The 15428-nt window shown below is 60.4% G+C and carries 16 protein-coding genes; 11 read left to right on the top strand and 5 right to left on the bottom strand.

Going from position 1 to position 15428, the window contains the following annotated elements; translation table 11 throughout:
* Positions 1-38: 38 nt before the first annotated feature.
* Positions 39-830, bottom strand: a complete 792-nt coding sequence (locus WLY71_RS06165) for an AraC family transcriptional regulator (protein WP_347802895.1) — start codon at positions 828-830, stop codon at positions 39-41.
* An 84-nt stretch (positions 831-914) separates the two neighbouring features.
* On the opposite strand from WLY71_RS06165, the gene WLY71_RS06160 reads away from it, so the two are divergent.
* The gene (locus WLY71_RS06160; protein WP_347802894.1) at positions 915-1943 is read left to right on the top strand and encodes a bile acid:sodium symporter family protein; all 1029 of its coding nucleotides are present in this window, start codon (positions 915-917) and stop codon (positions 1941-1943) included.
* Here WLY71_RS06160 and WLY71_RS06155 read toward each other — a convergent pair.
* Positions 1930-3207, bottom strand: a complete 1278-nt coding sequence (locus WLY71_RS06155) for an acetyl-CoA C-acetyltransferase (protein ID WP_347802893.1) — start codon at positions 3205-3207, stop codon at positions 1930-1932. The genes WLY71_RS06160 and WLY71_RS06155 overlap by 14 nt on opposite strands.
* 217 nt (positions 3208-3424) lie before the next feature.
* Here WLY71_RS06155 and WLY71_RS06150 point away from each other — a divergent pair, with 217 nt between their 5' ends.
* Both WLY71_RS06150 and WLY71_RS06145 read left to right on the top strand, forming a co-directional pair.
* The gene (locus WLY71_RS06150) at positions 3425-4777 is read left to right on the top strand and encodes a 3-oxoacyl-ACP reductase (protein ID WP_347802892.1); all 1353 of its coding nucleotides are present in this window, start codon (positions 3425-3427) and stop codon (positions 4775-4777) included.
* Positions 4778-4779: 2 nt separating this feature from the next.
* A complete protein-coding gene (locus tag WLY71_RS06145; RefSeq protein ID WP_347802891.1) occupies positions 4780-5634 on the top strand; it encodes a MaoC family dehydratase in 855 nt (284 codons plus the stop codon).
* A gap of 93 nt (positions 5635-5727) precedes the next feature.
* On the opposite strand, the gene WLY71_RS06140 is transcribed toward WLY71_RS06145, so the two are convergent.
* Together WLY71_RS06140 and WLY71_RS06135 are read right to left on the bottom strand one after the other, a co-directional pair.
* A complete protein-coding gene (locus WLY71_RS06140; RefSeq protein ID WP_347802890.1) occupies positions 5728-6138 on the bottom strand; it encodes a response regulator in 411 nt (136 codons plus the stop codon).
* A 59-nt stretch (positions 6139-6197) separates the two neighbouring features.
* On the bottom strand, positions 6198-6407 hold the full coding sequence (locus WLY71_RS06135; protein ID WP_347802889.1) for a Flp family type IVb pilin: 210 nt from the start codon (positions 6405-6407) through the stop codon (positions 6198-6200).
* A 324-nt stretch (positions 6408-6731) separates the two neighbouring features.
* Between WLY71_RS06135 and cpaB the strand changes: the two genes are divergently transcribed.
* Genes cpaB through WLY71_RS06095 form a run of 8 tightly spaced genes read left to right on the top strand, consistent with a single transcriptional unit; the run spans position 6732 to position 14234 of the window.
* The gene (gene cpaB, locus WLY71_RS06130; protein ID WP_347802888.1) at positions 6732-7679 is read left to right on the top strand and encodes a Flp pilus assembly protein CpaB; all 948 of its coding nucleotides are present in this window, start codon (positions 6732-6734) and stop codon (positions 7677-7679) included.
* A 21-nt stretch (positions 7680-7700) separates the two neighbouring features.
* Positions 7701-8972 carry a type II and III secretion system protein family protein gene (locus WLY71_RS06125; RefSeq protein WP_347802887.1) on the top strand — a complete coding sequence of 424 codons (1272 nt, stop codon included), beginning with the start codon at positions 7701-7703 and terminating at the stop codon, positions 8970-8972.
* Positions 8969-10165 carry a CpaE/TadZ family protein gene (locus tag WLY71_RS06120; RefSeq protein ID WP_347802886.1) on the top strand — a complete coding sequence of 399 codons (1197 nt, stop codon included), beginning with the start codon at positions 8969-8971 and terminating at the stop codon, positions 10163-10165. The genes WLY71_RS06125 and WLY71_RS06120 overlap by 4 nt, the downstream gene beginning before the upstream one ends.
* Entirely contained in the window at positions 10162-11442 is a 1281-nt protein-coding gene (locus WLY71_RS06115) for a TadA family conjugal transfer-associated ATPase (RefSeq protein ID WP_347802885.1), read from the top strand. The genes WLY71_RS06120 and WLY71_RS06115 overlap by 4 nt, the downstream gene beginning before the upstream one ends.
* 10 nt (positions 11443-11452) lie before the next feature.
* Positions 11453-12337: a type II secretion system F family protein gene (locus tag WLY71_RS06110; protein ID WP_347802905.1), complete on the top strand. Its 885-nt coding sequence runs from the start codon at positions 11453-11455 to the stop codon at positions 12335-12337.
* The gene (locus WLY71_RS06105) at positions 12334-13224 is read left to right on the top strand and encodes a type II secretion system F family protein (RefSeq protein ID WP_347802884.1); all 891 of its coding nucleotides are present in this window, start codon (positions 12334-12336) and stop codon (positions 13222-13224) included. Before WLY71_RS06110 ends, WLY71_RS06105 begins: the two co-directional genes overlap by 4 nt.
* Positions 13225-13234: 10 nt before the next feature.
* Positions 13235-13945, top strand: a complete 711-nt coding sequence (locus WLY71_RS06100; protein ID WP_347802883.1) for a tetratricopeptide repeat protein — start codon at positions 13235-13237, stop codon at positions 13943-13945.
* Between the two features lie 13 nt (positions 13946-13958).
* Complete coding sequence (locus tag WLY71_RS06095) at positions 13959-14234, top strand: DUF3613 domain-containing protein (RefSeq protein ID WP_347802882.1); 276 nt, start codon at positions 13959-13961, stop codon at positions 14232-14234.
* Between the two features lie 329 nt (positions 14235-14563).
* Here the strand turns inward: WLY71_RS06095 and WLY71_RS06090 are convergent, their stop codons facing one another.
* Positions 14564-15346, bottom strand: a complete 783-nt coding sequence (locus tag WLY71_RS06090) for a response regulator (RefSeq protein WP_347802881.1) — start codon at positions 15344-15346, stop codon at positions 14564-14566.
* Positions 15347-15428: the final 82 nt, after the last annotated feature.

Genomic DNA, 15428 nt, shown 5'->3' with positions numbered 1-15428 from the left:
CTGTAGGAGCTGCCGCAGGCTGCGATCTTTTAGCGTCGTCACTGCTTGAACAATTCTCCCGGGGTAAACCCGAACAGGCTTTTGAACGCCGCAATAAACGCCGAAGTCGAGTCATACCCACAAGACAGCGCGGCGTTGGTCACGCTGTCCCCCTCCTCCAGCAAACTCAACGACGACAGCAACCGCATCCGTTGTCGCCACCCTCGAAAGCTCAACCCGGTTTCACGCTGAAAGAGCCGCATCAAGGTCTTCTCCGACGTCCCCAACCGCTCGGCCCACTCCTGCAACGTCACATTCCGCTCAGGGCTTTCGATCAGCTCGTTGCACAACCCGAGCAACCGTTCATGGCGCGGTAACGGTAGCGAGAAGCCAACTTCCGGCAGATGCGCCAACTGATCCAGCAGTACACTCACCAGCCGCGATGCCTGGCTGTCGCCCTGTGGATATTCAACCGGCAGCAAACAAAAACTCTTGATCAGCTCCCGGGCCAACGGCGTCACTTCCAGCACCCGGCAACGCCCGTCCGCCCATTCACAATCCTCGCGGCGCACATAGAGGCTGCGCATCTCGGCGCGCATTGAAGTCACCACCTGGTGTTCAAGATCCGCCGGAATCCAGATTCCCCACTGCGGCGGCGCAAAAAAACTGCCTTCGGCGGTGTGCACGCCGAGAACGCCGCTGATCGCGTAGGAAAACTGCACCCAATCGTGTCGATGCGGCGGCGTCCATGAACCGGCGTTGAGACTTTCCGCACGGGCATACAGCGGACGCGGCAACGCCGTCAGCGTCGGAATCGTCCGTTCGAGGGAAAGTTGTCCGTTAGTCGGCATTGATTGGCCTTATGTCGCAAGACGGCTGATGACGCCGACGTTAGGCTAAGTCACCAATTCTTACAAATGTATTCGGTGCCTGTTATGCATGCCTTCAAACACCTCAAACGCGTGGTCACCGACTGGTTCTTGTGTGGCATGTTGATCGCCACGCTGCTGGCGTATTTCTTCCCGACCTTTGGTGCCACCGGCGGCGGAATGCATGCTGAATACGTGATCAACATCGGCGTGTTCCTGGTGTTCTTCCTGCACGGGGTCAACCTGTCCAGCGAGCAGATCACTCACGGTCTGAAAAACTGGAAGCTGCACGTGATGGTCCAGGGTTTCACCTTCGCGGTGTTTCCGCTGATATGGCTGCTCAGTGACAAGCTGTTGGGTTCGCACATTCCGTCACTGCTGATGCTGGGTTTCCTGTACCTCTGCGCCCTGCCCTCGACCATCTCCTCGTCCGTGGCCCTGACCGGCAGCGCAGGCGGCAACGTACCGGCGGCGATTCTCAACGCGAGCCTGTCCAGCGTTCTGGGGATTTTCCTGACACCGTTGCTGGTGAGTTTCGTGGTTGGCAGCGGCGCGGGCGGTATCGATCTGGGCTCAACCCTGCTCGACCTCTGCGCCATGTTGCTGTTGCCACTGGTGCTCGGCCAATTGCTGCGGCCATTCCTGGGCAAGTTCTTCGCCCGCCACAAGCGCTACACCAACATCGTCGACAAGCTGGTGATTCTGTTGCTGGTCTACGCGGCGTTCTGCAATTCGATGGTCTCGGGGATGTGGCAAAAGCAGGGCAACAGCGTGATCCTAACGGCACTGATCGGCAGTGCGATCCTGCTGGCGATCATCCTGTGGATGACCACCCGCACCGCTCGCGCATTGAAATTCAGCCCGGCCGATGAAATCGCCGCGGTATTTTGCGCCAGCAAGAAATCCCTGGCCGCCGGTGCGCCAATGGCGGCGCTGATCTTTGGCGCCAACCCAGGGCTCGGGCTGATCCTGCTGCCGATCATGATCTACCACCCGTTGCAGCTGATCGTCTGCTCGGTCATGGCCGAGAGTTATGCCAACCGCAACCGGCAACTGGCCGCACAGCAAAGCGCCGCGATCCTCAGCGCTCAATAATCGCCGTAACCCCTTGGCCACCGGCGGCGCAGATCGAGATCAACCCTCGCCCCTGCCCCGCCGCATCCAGCAACTTCGCCAGGCTCGCGACGATGCGTGCGCCGGTCGCGGCAAACGGATGCCCCGCCGCCAGTGAACTGCCTTTGACGTTGAGGCGGCTGCGATCGATGGAGCCCAGTGGCGCATCGAGACCGAGGCGGGTTTTGCAATATTGCGGGTCCTCCCACGCCTTCAGCGTGCAGAGCACCTGCGCGGCGAAGGCTTCGTGGATTTCGTAGTAATCGAAGTCCTGCAAGGTCAGGCCGTTGCGCGCCAGCAAACGCGGCACCGCATACACCGGCGCCATCAACAGCCCTTCCGCACCGTTGACGAAGTCCACCGCTGCCGTCTCGCCGTCACGCCAATAGGCAAGGATCGGCAGGCCGCGCTCCTTGGCCCATTCTTCACTGCCCAGCAGCACCAGCGACGCGCCATCGGTGAGCGGCGTCGAGTTGCCCGCCGTCAGGGTGCCCTTGGCGCTTTTCTCGAACACCGGTTTGAGTGAGGCGAGTTTTTCCAGGGTCAGGTCCGGGCGCAGGTTGTTGTCGCGGGTCAGGCCGAGGAACGGCGTCATCAAATCGTTGTGCCAGCCTTCGGTGTAGGACGCGGCCATTTTCTGGTGACTTTCCAACGCCAGTTGGTCCTGTTCGTCGCGCGGAATGTTCCAGGTCTGGGCCATCATCTCGCAGTGCTCGCCCATCGACAGGCCAGTGCGTGGCTCGCCGTTACGTGGCAGATCCGGGATCAGGTGACGGGGGCGCAGTTGCAGGAACGTTTTCAGTTTCTCGGCCGTGGTTTTGGCGTGGTTGGCCTGCAGGAGGATTTTGCGCAGGCCTTCGTTGACGCCGATCGGCGCGTCGGAGGTGGTGTCGACGCCGCCAGCGATGCCGCATTCGATCTGGCCCAGCGCGATTTTATTCGCCACCAGCAACGTCGCTTCCAGACCAGTGCCGCACGCCTGCTGAATGTCGTAGGCCGGGGTGGTTGGCGACAGCCGCGAGCCGAGCACACATTCGCGAGTCAGGCTCATATCCCGGGAGTGCTTGAGCACTGCCCCCGCCACCACTTCGCCCATGCGCAAACCGTGCAGGTTGTAGCGTTCGATCAGGCCTTCGAGCGCGGCGGTGAGCATCGCCTGGTTACTGGCGGTGTCGTACGGCCCGTTGGAACGGGCGAAGGGGATACGGTTACCACCAATAATCGCAATGCGGCGCAGCTGAGTCATGAAAAGCTCCTGATGAAATATCCAATTGTGAACACCGCCCCCTGTAGGAGCTGCCGAAGGCTGCGATCTTTTGACTCTGTTTTTTGGGATCAAGATCAAAAGATCGCAGCCTTCGGCAGCTCCTACAATGATCAAGCGTAGGCCTTATCTCGTGGATCGAACGACTAAACGCCATTCGTGGTCCACACTTTGAACCCCAGCTGCTGGAGCGCGTTCCATGTCTGACCGCTATATCGACTTCGCTAATTCGTCCATTGGCCATCGTTTGGTCGGGGCCCTGGGTCTGCCGTCGCCGGTTCGGCTGGAGCGCTGGCAAGCAGGCCGGCTGCGGCCTGTCGAAGGGGCGCTGTTGATCGGCGGTGGCCCGTTGACGGAAAAAGTCAGTGCCTTCGCCAACCGCCTGACCGACGCGATTTACAGCTACGGCACCGAGCCTTCGCTGGCCACCGCATGGATTCCCGGCCACGGCCCCAAACTCAAAGCCGTGGTGTTTGACGCCAGTGACTTGGTGCAGACCGATCAACTCAAACAGCTGCGCGCGTTCTTCCAGCCACTGATCAAAAACCTCGATCACAGCGCGCACCTGGTGATTCTGGGGCGCGCGCCGGAGACCTTGAGCGATCCGTTCGCCGCCAGCGCCCAGCGAGCATTGGAAGGTTTCAGCCGTTCGCTGGCCAAAGAGCTGCGCAGCGGCGGCACCTTGCAGCTGATTTATGTCGGCGAAGGGGCAGAGGATCAACTGGAAGGCCCGCTGAGGTTTTTCCTCTCGCCCAAAAGTGCGTTCGTTTCCGGGCAAGTGATTCGCTTGAATGCCTGCGACACACAGGTGACGGACTGGACTCGTCCACTGGCCGGCCGCAAGGCACTGGTCACGGGTGCTGCACGCGGCATCGGCGCCTCCATCGCCGAAACCCTGGCCCGCGACGGGGCTGAAGTGATCCTGCTCGACGTAGCACCGGCCAAGACTGACCTCGAAGCCCTCGCCGCACGCCTCGGCGGGCGCAGCATCACCCTGGATATTTGCGCCGAAGATGCCGCCGCGCAGTTGATCGAGCAACTGCCCGACGGCATCGACATCGTGGTGCACAACGCCGGCATCACCCGGGATAAAACCCTGGCCAACATGACCCCGGAATTCTGGGACGCGGTGCTGGCGGTCAACCTCAATGCGCCGCAAGTGCTGACCAAGGCACTGCTCGACAGCGGCACCCTGCACGACAACGGCCGGGTGATCCTGCTGGCGTCCATCAGCGGCATCGCCGGCAATCGCGGGCAAACCAATTACGCAGCGAGCAAGGCCGGGCTGATCGGTCTGGCCCAAGCCTGGGCGCCGCTGCTGAATGAGCGCGGCATCAGCATCAATGCGGTAGCACCCGGGTTCATCGAAACCCAGATGACCGCGCACCTGCCGTTCGGCGTGCGTGAGGCCGGGCGGCGCATGAGTTCGCTGGGCCAGGGTGGCCTGCCGCAAGACGTCGCCGAAGCGGTGGCGTGGCTGGCTCAACCGGGCACCGGCGCGTTTACCGGGCAAGCGTTGCGAGTGTGCGGACAAAGTGTTTTGGGAGCTTAGGCATGATCATCGATTGGCACATACTCAACCGCGAACCAAGCCTGTCGGGACTGTACGTGCGGGCCGCGACGCGACGCAAAATCACCGGCACCACCCTGCCCGATTCGGGTTTGCGCTGCTGGATCAATGTCGATCCGAAGCGCCTGGCGGACTATCGCAAGGTCTGCGGTTTTGCCGAAAACGGTTTGTTGCCGCCAACCTATCCACACATCCTCGCGTTCGCCTTGCAGATGCAATTGCTGACGGCCAAGGAGTTTCCATTTCCGCTGCTGGGGTTGATTCACCTGAGCAACCGCATTCGCATCTTTCGCCCAATGGGCGGCGTGAATCGCGTGCGGGTCAGCGTTCAAGTGCAAAACCTTCAACCACATGAAAAGGGCGCGACGTTCGACCTTGTGATCACGCTCGACGATCAGTTGGGGGCGTTGTGGGAAGCTGAAAGCCAGATGTTGTGCCGAGGGGTCAAACTCGCAGGCGAGCCCGTCGAGGACGTGTGGGTATCGACACTGGAAATGTCGGAAGTGGCCCGTTGGAAAGCGCCGTCGGACATTGGGCGGCAGTACGCCAAAGTGTCCGGCGACTACAACCCGATTCACCTGAGTGCCGTCAGCGCCAAACTCTTCGGTTTCCCGACGGCCATCGCCCATGGGTTGTGGAACAAGGCCCGAACCCTGGCGGCGCTTGCCGATCATCTGCCGGCGGCGAATGTCGAGATTGCGGTGCAATTCCGCAAACCGGTGCGATTGCCCAGTGAGGTGACATTGCTGGCCAGTGCGGCGGGGTCCAGTGGGGATTTAAGGTTGGTGGGTGCAGGGGATTTGGAGCATATGGCGGGGCATTGGCGGCCGGTTGCCTGACCCGAACGGTCCCACGCTCTGCGTTCGGCTCTTGGGACGAGGAGCGTCTCTGGCTGCATTCCCACGCAGAGCGTGGGAACGATCAAGCTGTCATTACTGACTAACTTCCATGCGAGGCTGCGGAAACAAATTATTCAAAGTTTCCAACAACCGCACGTGATAAATCGGCTTGCGAAACAGGTCGAGCACCTGCAACCGCAACATGTCACTGACATCCTCCATGTCCGCATGCCCCGACGTCACAATCACCGGCAAATGCTGGCGGGACGTATGCTCGCGCAACCGCTTGATCAACGACATGCCGCTCTCCTCCGGCATCCGCAAATCAGTAATCACCAACGCAATATCAGGATGGTGCGTCAGATGGTGCAACGCGAGTTTGACCGAGGTGGCGGTAAAGCAATTGAAGCCCTCGCCCTCCAGCAACTCCGCCAGTTCCAGCAACGCGTCCTCTTCATCATCAACCAGAAGCAGTTGTTGGCGTGGCGATGCAGGCAAGTTCATAAGCAACACCTGTAATGGACGAAGCGCTGACGTTAGAACCCCTTAGGCGCATTAGCAAGTTACGGTGTGCCGCCCAATGCAGTGGTGATTTTTCCAAAGATATTCGTGATCGTAGTGCCCATTCCCGCGCTGAGTCCGGCAATCACCACCGCAACCATGGCCGCAACAATCGCGTACTCGATACCGGAAGCGCCCTCAGTATCTTTGGCCAGGCCTTTGTAAAAAGCGATTTCGGATTTGATCTTCTGAGCAATTTTCGTAAAGGACATGGCGGTACTCCTGGACAACGACGGGTGTTGCACGGTCGCAACATGGTTCCCCTTTGCCAGCATCAGCATTGTCGGCATTCCTCATACCCACAACTGTAAGAACGAATTATCACTAAAGTATTAGTCGCTTCGTTGACGCCAAAAAAGGCACATTTTCACCCTGGCTGCTTACTTTCGTTAGTTATTTTCAGACCAGTAATGGCGTTTCGCTCTAGCTGAGCTACCTTCAAATAGCGAAATAGTTCCATGTTCATAGCTGCCTGATTGCGAAGTTGTCTCGGTGGATGCGACGAGGTCTCAAGCAGCAGGAAAGGGAGAGCCGTCATGAACAGTCGTATCACTCTGGGCCTGGCCGGTTTGTTTCTGGTGGGCGCCATTATTGCCGGTTACTGGGGCCTCACACTCAGCCGCCAATCCGTTCCCGAGCCTGTCGTGCAACCCGGGATCGTCACGCCTGCACCCATCGCCCAGACGCCTGCCCCCGTGGACGACCCCTCCCGCCAACCGGTGGTGGTGCTGCTGCATGATGTGCCACCGTTCGTGCCGATCAGCGCCGCCGACGTGACCCTGGAAAAACTCCGTGCCGTCCCGGCCGGCAGCCTGAGCCGCCTCGATCAAGCGATTGGCCGAACGCCCTGGCGCGCCCTCAGTGCCGGCACCTGGCTCAATGATGAAAGCTTTGAAGCCGGCGGCAGACTGGCGCGGATGATTCGTCCCGATGAACGCGCCCTCGCCGTCGCAGTGGATGAAGTGATCAATGCCGGTGGGCAACTGACACCGGGAGACTATGTCGATGTGCTGCTGTTTCTGCGCATGGACAACAACAACCTTCAGCCGTCGGCGCAACTGGTGGTGCCGGCCTTGCGGGTGCTCGGGGTGGGCGAACAGATGGGGTTGACCAACGACGGCCAACCCGCAAGCCCCGCTCGCAACATCGAAGAAAAACTCCGGCAGGAACAATTGCGCACCAGCGCCCGCAGCGTCTTGCTTGCCGTCCCCGAACAACTACTGAGTCGGTTGATGCTCGCAGCCCAGGCCGGTGTGTTGCGCCTGGCCGTACGCAGCGCCGATGAAAAACGTCTGGCTCGTTACTGGGCCGGCGAAAGCGATTCATCGGCCAACCTTGCCAGTGCCAACCGTGAGTTGATCCAGTTCAGCCAACTGGCCATGACGCCCCCACCCAAACCTGTCGCTACCCACGGCGGCACCGCACCGCGCAAGACGAGCGTGGAAGTCATCCGCGGCAACGAAATCACCCAACAAACCCCCTGAATCGAGCAAGGACGCATCTAAATGCGCAGTCGTTCCATGCCCCTGTTTCAAGGCCTGCTCTGGGTCTCTTTACTGAGCGGCGTGCCGCTTGGCGTAACGTTCGCAGCCGCCGGAAATTGCGCCGCACTGGGTTCGTTGCCTGCGGTGCTGGAAGTCAGTGAAGGGCTGCAACAGGAGGTGCAATCGCCGGTAGCAATCACTCGGGTGGCGGTGGGTGACCCGAAAATCGCCGACGTGCGAGTCAACGGTAATCAAGCGTTTTTGCTAACCGGGATGGCCCCCGGCGCTACCAGCCTGATGGTCTGGACCGCCTGCGCCAGTGCTCCGCGCCAAAGCATGGTGTTCGTTCAGGGCAAGGCCACCGCGGCGATGACCACCGCGACACGGTTACCCTCTGATGACCCACTGCTACCGTCGCAAGTACAGACCGACATTCGTTTCGTCGAAGTCAGCCGGACCAAACTGAAAGAGGCCGGTACGTCGATTTTCGGCAAGGGCTCGAATAACTTCCTCTTCGGCGCACCCGGTACGGTGCCCAACACGGCCGTGACGCCGGGCGTGGTGCCGCTGTTCAACCTTGATCCCCGGATCGCCGTGCCCAGCATTCCGTTGCTCAACGACAGTTTCAACATTGTCTGGGGCGGTGGCAGCAGCAAATTCCTCGGCATCGTCAACGCCCTGGAAGGCAGCGGCTTCGCCTACACCTTGGCACGACCGAGCCTGGTGGCCCTCAGCGGGCAGAGCGCGAGCTTCCTGGCCGGTGGTGAAATTCCAATCCCGGTGCCCAGCGCCAACAGCGACAGCTACTCCATCGAATACAAGGAATTCGGCATCCGCCTGACGCTCACGCCGACCGTGGTCAGTCACGACCGCATCACCCTCAAAGTGGCGCCGGAGGTCAGCGAACTCGACTACAACAATGGCGTGACCATCGGCGGCACCACCGTCCCGGCGTTCACCATTCGCCGCACCGATACCAGCGTCTCGCTGGCCGATGGCGAGAGTTTCGTCATCAGCGGTTTGATCAGCACTCACAACAGTTCGCAAGTCAGCAAGTTTCCAGGCCTGGGCGATATCCCGATTCTCGGAGCGTTTTTTCGCAACTCATCGGTCAACCGCGAAGAGCGTGAGCTGCTGATGATCGTCACGCCGCACCTGGTCCAACCGTTGGCTGCCAACGCACAACTGCCGTCGTTGCCGGGTGAAAAGCTGCGCAACTATGACCCGAACTGGTATCGCCTGTACTTCCTCGAAAACGGCAACTTCGATAAACGCAGCGGATTATCGCAATGAGCCAGAGCCAGAACCTGAGCCAGACCTTCCTCGCGATCACGCGCAACAGCACTGACCTTGAGTGGCTGCAAGGCGCCCTCGCCCCGTTGGGCCAAGTGGTCAGCGCCGGCGGTGGCAGCCTCGACGAATTGCTGGCGCTGGTGGACGTGACCTTCGCCAGCGTGGTGTTCGTCGGCCTGGACCGTGAACACGTGGTGGCCCAAAGCGCACTGATCGAAGGTGCCCTGGAAGCCAAACCGATGCTGGCGATCGTCGCGCTGGGCGATGGCATGGACAACCAACTCGTGCTCAATGCCATGCGCGCCGGTGCACGGGATTTCGTGGCCTATGGTTCGCGCTCCAGTGAAGTCGCGGGGTTGGTGCGACGGCTGAGCAAACGCCTGCCCCCCGTAGCCCCAAGCACCCAACTGGGTAGCCTGACGGTGCTCTACGGGGTGCAGATCAACGCCGACGGCGCGCTGCTCGCCACGCACATGGCGCAAGTGGTGCAAAAGAGCGGACAGCAAACGCTGTTGCTGGACCTGGGCCTGCCACGCGGTGACAGCCTGGCCTTGCTCGGGCTGGAGAGTTCGTTCCACTTCGGCGATGCACTCCGGCACTTGCGGCGCCTCGACGCGACGCTGATCGACAGCGCGTTCACCAACTGCGCCGCCGGGTTGCGGATCCTCGCCTACGCCAACCACGATGAGCCGCTGGAACACACCAGCACCGCCGAGCTGTACATGCTGCTCAGCGCCCTGCGTCAACACTTCCAGCACATCGTGGTGAACCTGACTGGCCAGCCGGACAGCGAAGCGCTACGCACCTTCGTCACCCATTGCGACAAGTTGCTGTGGTACACCGATCAGAACGTACTCGACTGCCGTCGCAACCTGGCGGTACTCAACCTGTGGCGTGAAAAAGGCATGAAGCTCGATCACGCCAAACTGCTGGTGGACCGCTACCTGCGCAATGTCGCACCGGACTCCGACACCCTGAGCAAAAGCTTCGGCATGGAGATCATCGCGACCCTCGTCTACAGCCCGGAAGTTCGGCTTAACGCAAAGAACCAAGGTGTGACGCTGTTTGAACTGGCCCCCCGCGAAGCCCTGACTCAAAGCCTGCGCGCCCTCGGCGATCGGTTGGCCAAGCGCTCCGAGGGCCTGGCCAAGCCCAAGTCTGGCTGGTTCAACCGGTTGAGGGGTGCGCAATGAGCGGTGAAAAACTCTTCGGTGCCCCTGTGCGCACCACCAGCGGTAACACCGACCACGAAGGTCTGAAACTGGTGCTGCACCGCTACATCATCGACGCCATCGAGGAGTCCGGCAAAAACCTGCTGGAGGGTTCACGGCAGGTGCTCTCGCAGTTCGTCATCGACAAGGTTGCCGAGTACATCGCCCGATTGCACCTGGCGATTTCCCGCTATGAAATGGAGCGCCTGGCCGAAGAAATTGTCGACGAACTCACCGGTTTCGGCCCCTTGGAAGTGCTGCTGCGGGACCCGGCGGTGACGGAGATTCTGGTGAACGGCCCGCACCGGGTGTTCATTGAGCGCGACGGCGTACTGCATCAAAGCGACCTGCGCTTCATCGATGCGCATCACGTCGAACGGGTCATGCAACGGATCCTCGCGCCCCTCGGTCGACGGCTCGATGAGTCGTCGCCAATGGTCGACGCACGACTGCCCGACGGTAGCCGGGTCAACGCGATCATTCCACCGATTGCGCTCGATGGTCCCTGCCTGTCGATACGTAAGTTTCGCAAGGACATGCTCAAAAGCTCGGACCTGATGGCGATGCAAACCATCGATCAGGCGATCTTCGACTTTCTTCAAGAGGCCGTGGGCAAGCGCTGCAACATCCTGATCAGCGGCGGCACCGGCACCGGCAAGACCACGCTGTTGAACATTCTCAGCCAGTTGATCAACCCTCACGAGCGACTCGTCACCATCGAAGACGTCGCCGAACTGCACCTGGGCCACCCTCACGTGGTGCGTCTGGAAACCCGACCGCCGAATGCCGAAGGCCACGGCGAAGTGAAGTCCAGTGACCTGATTCGCAACGCCCTGCGGATGCGCCCGGACCGAATCATCCTCGGCGAGATTCGTGGCGTCGAAGTGGTGGACGTACTCACCGCAATGAACACCGGCCACGACGGCTCCATGAGTACCGTGCACGCCAACAACGCCCAGGATGCACTGTTGCGCCTGGAGACACTGGTGGGCCTGACCGGCCGCACCATCGCCGAACGGACCTTGCGGCAAATGATCTGCGCCGCACTGGATGTAGTGATCCAGCTGACGCGCATGCCCGACGGCCGCCGCTGCGTCAGCGAAGTGGTGGAGGTGATCGGCTTGCGTGATGACGTGTATGTCACCAACACGTTGTTCCGGCTCGACCGGCGCAGCGGTTTCGGATTCATGCGCGAGGCGGTCAACCCCGCCGGCGACAAACTGCGCCGTGAGTTGGCGCTCTCTCCCTCTGCGTACTGAAGGCCACGGCATGCTCAAACCGGTGCTGCTCATCCTCGTTTGCCTGGTCTTGCTCGGACTGTCGATCCGCCTGTTTTATCGCGGTTTGCGCCAGACCGGCACCGAGCGGGTACTGGGACGCCTGACCCAGGGGCAACCGCAGCCGGTGCTGGCGAAAACCTCCTGGGCGCGTCTGGATCGGGCCTTTCTGCGGGCCGGCCTTGGGCGTCCCTCAGAGCATCTGGGGGTATGCCTGCTGCTCTGGGCCTTTGGCATCTTGCTCGGATCTGCTACCGGTGGCTGGGTCGGCTTGCTGGGTCTGTTACTGCTACCGCCGCTGATTCTGCGTCTGTATGTCAATTGGCGTTATCAGCGCCGACTCCAGCGCATGATCGAACAACTGCCACAAATGCTCGATCACACCGTGCGCAGTCTGAAGTCCGGGCGCACCCTGGCCGATGCGGTGCTAGGCGCCATCGACGCCGCTGAAGACCCACTGAAAAATGCCATGGGGCGGGTTCAGCGCAACGTGCAGCTGGGGGTCAGCCTGCCGGATGCCGCCGCTGACCTCGCCGAGCTGTATGAGAAAGACGAACTTCGCTTGTTCGCGCTCGGTTTGAAGGTCAATCACCGCTATGGCGGCAATGCCAGCGAATTGCTGGAAAACCTGATCAAGATGATCCGGGAGCGCGAGCAAGCTGCGCGCCAGCTCAGGGCCATGACCGGTGAAACCCGGGTGACCGCGTGGGTCCTGGGCTGTTTGCCGATTGGTCTGGCCGGCTATTTCCTCGCGACCAACCCTCATTACTTGCTCGCCATGTGGCACGACGATTCGGGGCAAATCATGCTCGCGTCCGCGTTCGGCTTGCAGGTGGTCGGCAGCCTGGCGCTCTGGCATATGTTGCGCAGCGTATGAAAGTGCCTTTGCTGATCTGCGCATTGCTGTTTCTGGGGGCAACGTTGTTGCTGCTCAGCGGTTTGCTGGAACACCGTCGACGGGTTCGCCAGGTGGCGCAACGACTCGACGGCAAACTGGCAAGCGACAACCGGGTAAATCAGTGGCTACAGCTGCTGGGCAGCAGCCGGATCGGTCAGCGCTCGGTCAACCTGGATAACGAAACCCAGGCATTGCTTAACCGTCTCGGCTGGCGCAGCGCCCGGCGACGTTCACTGTTCGCGGCGTTCCAGATAGGCGCTCCGGTGCTGGCGCTGGCCCTGAGTTTGCTGATCCAGCGCGTGTTCTTCCCTCATGCAGACAACCACTGGATGGCCCCTGTGTTCGCCACCGGCATTGGCTATCTATTGCCCAAACGGTTGCTGGCCTTTGCCGCGCAGCGTCGTCAGAAACAACTGGCGACCGAGATTTCCACCTTCATTCCGCTGCTGCGCATCCTGTTCGAATCGGGCATGGCGGTGGAGCAGTCGCTGCGCGTGTTGAGCAATGAAGGCAAACAATTATTGCCGGCCCTGACCCATGAATTGCGTCTGGTATTGGCCCGGGTCGATTCCGGCCTGGAACTGGGCGAAGAACTGCACAAAGCCACCCGATTGCTGGCCGTCGACGAGTTCACCGACACCTGCGTCATCCTTGAGCAGTTGATCCATCAGGGGGGCGGTGCGATGAAATCCCTGCTGACCCTCAAGCAATTGCTCGATGACCGGCGCCTGACGCGCTTGCAGGAATACATCTCCAAGATGTCCGCCAAAATGTCCGTCGTGATGATGCTGTTTCTCTTCCCGGCGTTACTGATCGTACTGGCCGGCCCGGGTTTCACCGCCCTGTCCCATGCCTTTGGTTCTTAGAGGGATCGTTATGAAAGCAATAATTGCCGGTTTGAGTCTGCTGTTATTAGGCGGTTGCGCGAGCAACGGTGCGACGCCCTGGAGCGCTCTGACTAACACGGCCAGTTGCGGCAAGCTGACCTCCGAGGAACAGCTGTCTCTGAACCTCGCCGATGACATGGCCAATGACGGCAAACTGCACGCCAGCCTCGCCAACCTGCAAAGCCTGCCCGACAACCTGGCCGACGTGCGCCTGCGCAAGGCCAAGGTCTATCGACTGCTGGGCCGCAGCGAAGCCGAGCCGTTGTACCGCAGCCTGCTCGGCAGTTGCCTGGCCGCCGAAGCCGAACACGGCCTGGGCCAACTCGCCGCCGCCAAGGGCGACAACGGCCTGGCGCAAGCCCACTTGCAACGGGCCGCACGGCTGGCGCCGACCGACGAGAAAATCCGCAACGACCTCGGCGTGGTGTACCTCAACCAATTACGCGTCGAGGATGCGCGCTTTGAATTCCTGACGGCTATGGAACTCAAGCAAAGCGATCAACTGGCAGCATTGAATCTGGTAACACTGCTGATCTACCAGGACGACTGGAGCCGTGCGGCCGAACTCGTCAGCCGTCTCGGCCTGAGCCCCGCCCAAGTCACCGAAGCCCAGGCCCGCGCGCAAAGACTCAAGACACCGAGCAAGTCCGGCCCGACCGCCGTAAACCAGGTCGCCGTCGCCACACCGACGCTTCAATAGGGAGAGGCTTTTGATGAAACCGACCATCCTCTGCTGCATCGGCCTGCTGGCCCTGCCCCTCACCACTCACGCCATTGACCCCGGCCCCGCCTCGGCCCAACAACAGGAAACCGAAGGCTGGCTGCAACTGCAAAGAAGCAACAAAGCGGCTTCCCAGAAACCGCAAACCTCAACCGCGACCGAACGCGAGCTGAGCATGCAGCGTTGGTTGAAAAGCTATCAGCATGAGATCCCGGAGTACTTTGATCAGTATGAGAGCGGGCAGGTGGACGGTGGGACGGGGGGGTAGTCTCGATCAGGGAGTTGGACGCTTGGGGCTAGCGTTTTGGGGCTGATTTTTTTTGGGCCGGCATTCCGGGTAATGCCAGTCAGTTAAGCAATTCCAGCCGCGACACTCTTTGTAGCAGCTGCCGAGCCCGCGAGGCTGCGTTCGGCTGCGTAGCAGTCGTGAGTCCGGCTGACGCGGTATGCCTGACGTACCAAATGACTGATTTTACGACTGCTACGCAGCCGAACGCAGCCTCGCGGGCTCGGCAGCTGCTACAGATCGCGTTACGGCTTAACACATTCCAGGCGCTTATAAAAAAGTGAATCGCGGTCGTTACCGCCAACAAAAACCTAATGCGCAGTCACCCCCTGACGCAATCCAGAAGGACTGGGTAACAAAGCCAGCGCCAACTGCGTCCGATTATGCATATGCGTCAACCGCAAAACCTGCGACACATATAGCTTCACCGTGTTCTCGGTAATTCCCAACTCACAGGCAATCTGATAATTGGTCTGCCCCTTCCCCACCAACCGCGCCACCTCCAACTGCCTTGGCGACAGCTGACTGAAAATCGCCGGAATCTCAACCCGATCCACAGCGATGACATCCTCATCAGTGGAAACCGATAACCGCGGCCCACGCCGAACCTTATCCAGATCCTGATACAGATCATCGATCGACTCGGCAAGATACTGCAGCTTCTGATCCAAATGCCCCAGCTGCACACTCTTCTGCCGGTCCTGCAAAACCACTGCCTGACGCGCAATCCCTTCGAGCAACTCACCCGGATTAATCGGCTTCTGGTAGTAATCGGCAAACCCGGCCCGCAAAGCCTTGATCACATCCTGCTTGTCCGCACGCCCAGTGAGCATGATTGCTTCAAACACACGGTGCTTGCCGGATAACCGTTGCAGCTCCTGGACCAGTTGAATCCCGTCCAGACCGGGCATGTGCAAATCGCAAAGCACCAGGCCAATCGCTTCGTCTTCATTGAAACGCTCGACGGCCTGTTTGCCAGTCTCGCAAAAAACGCAACGGTAACCGCTGCCTTCGAGAAGCTCACAAAGCTCTGCAGCAATCAACGGCTGGTCGTCGACCACAAGGATTTTTACTGCCGAAAAAAGCTTGTTCACGTGCGCCTCCCTGCCAGGTCAAAGTTGACCGCTCCTCTACAAACAGCAACAGACTGTACAACTGCTGAATTGAAAGTAGACG

It is taken from the genome of Pseudomonas rossensis, assembly GCF_039888995.1.
Lineage (GTDB): Bacteria > Pseudomonadota > Gammaproteobacteria > Pseudomonadales > Pseudomonadaceae > Aquipseudomonas > Aquipseudomonas rossensis.
The sequence above is the reverse complement of the archived record's forward strand: the minus strand, read 5'-3'. Positions and strand labels throughout refer to the sequence as shown.

What these genes read in the sequence shown, in the direction of transcription:
- WLY71_RS06160 (WP_347802894.1), top strand. Translation starts at nt 915, where the DNA reads ATGCATGCCTTCAAACACCTCAAACGCGTGGTCACCGACTGGTTCTTG.
- WLY71_RS06105 (WP_347802884.1), top strand. Translation starts at nt 12,334, where the DNA reads ATGAAAGTGCCTTTGCTGATCTGCGCATTGCTGTTTCTGGGGGCAACG.
- WLY71_RS06165 (WP_347802895.1), bottom strand. Translation starts at nt 830, where the DNA reads ATGCCGACTAACGGACAACTTTCCCTCGAACGGACGATTCCGACGCTG.
- WLY71_RS06115 (WP_347802885.1), top strand. Translation starts at nt 10,162, where the DNA reads ATGAGCGGTGAAAAACTCTTCGGTGCCCCTGTGCGCACCACCAGCGGT.
- cpaB (WP_347802888.1), top strand. Translation starts at nt 6,732, where the DNA reads ATGAACAGTCGTATCACTCTGGGCCTGGCCGGTTTGTTTCTGGTGGGC.
- WLY71_RS06145 (WP_347802891.1), top strand. Translation starts at nt 4,780, where the DNA reads ATGATCATCGATTGGCACATACTCAACCGCGAACCAAGCCTGTCGGGA.
- WLY71_RS06125 (WP_347802887.1), top strand. Translation starts at nt 7,701, where the DNA reads ATGCGCAGTCGTTCCATGCCCCTGTTTCAAGGCCTGCTCTGGGTCTCT.
- WLY71_RS06095 (WP_347802882.1), top strand. Translation starts at nt 13,959, where the DNA reads ATGAAACCGACCATCCTCTGCTGCATCGGCCTGCTGGCCCTGCCCCTC.
- WLY71_RS06155 (WP_347802893.1), bottom strand. Translation starts at nt 3,207, where the DNA reads ATGACTCAGCTGCGCCGCATTGCGATTATTGGTGGTAACCGTATCCCC.
- WLY71_RS06135 (WP_347802889.1), bottom strand. Translation starts at nt 6,407, where the DNA reads ATGTCCTTTACGAAAATTGCTCAGAAGATCAAATCCGAAATCGCTTTT.
- WLY71_RS06140 (WP_347802890.1), bottom strand. Translation starts at nt 6,138, where the DNA reads ATGAACTTGCCTGCATCGCCACGCCAACAACTGCTTCTGGTTGATGAT.
- WLY71_RS06120 (WP_347802886.1), top strand. Translation starts at nt 8,969, where the DNA reads ATGAGCCAGAGCCAGAACCTGAGCCAGACCTTCCTCGCGATCACGCGC.
- WLY71_RS06150 (WP_347802892.1), top strand. Translation starts at nt 3,425, where the DNA reads ATGTCTGACCGCTATATCGACTTCGCTAATTCGTCCATTGGCCATCGT.
- WLY71_RS06110 (WP_347802905.1), top strand. Translation starts at nt 11,453, where the DNA reads ATGCTCAAACCGGTGCTGCTCATCCTCGTTTGCCTGGTCTTGCTCGGA.
- WLY71_RS06100 (WP_347802883.1), top strand. Translation starts at nt 13,235, where the DNA reads ATGAAAGCAATAATTGCCGGTTTGAGTCTGCTGTTATTAGGCGGTTGC.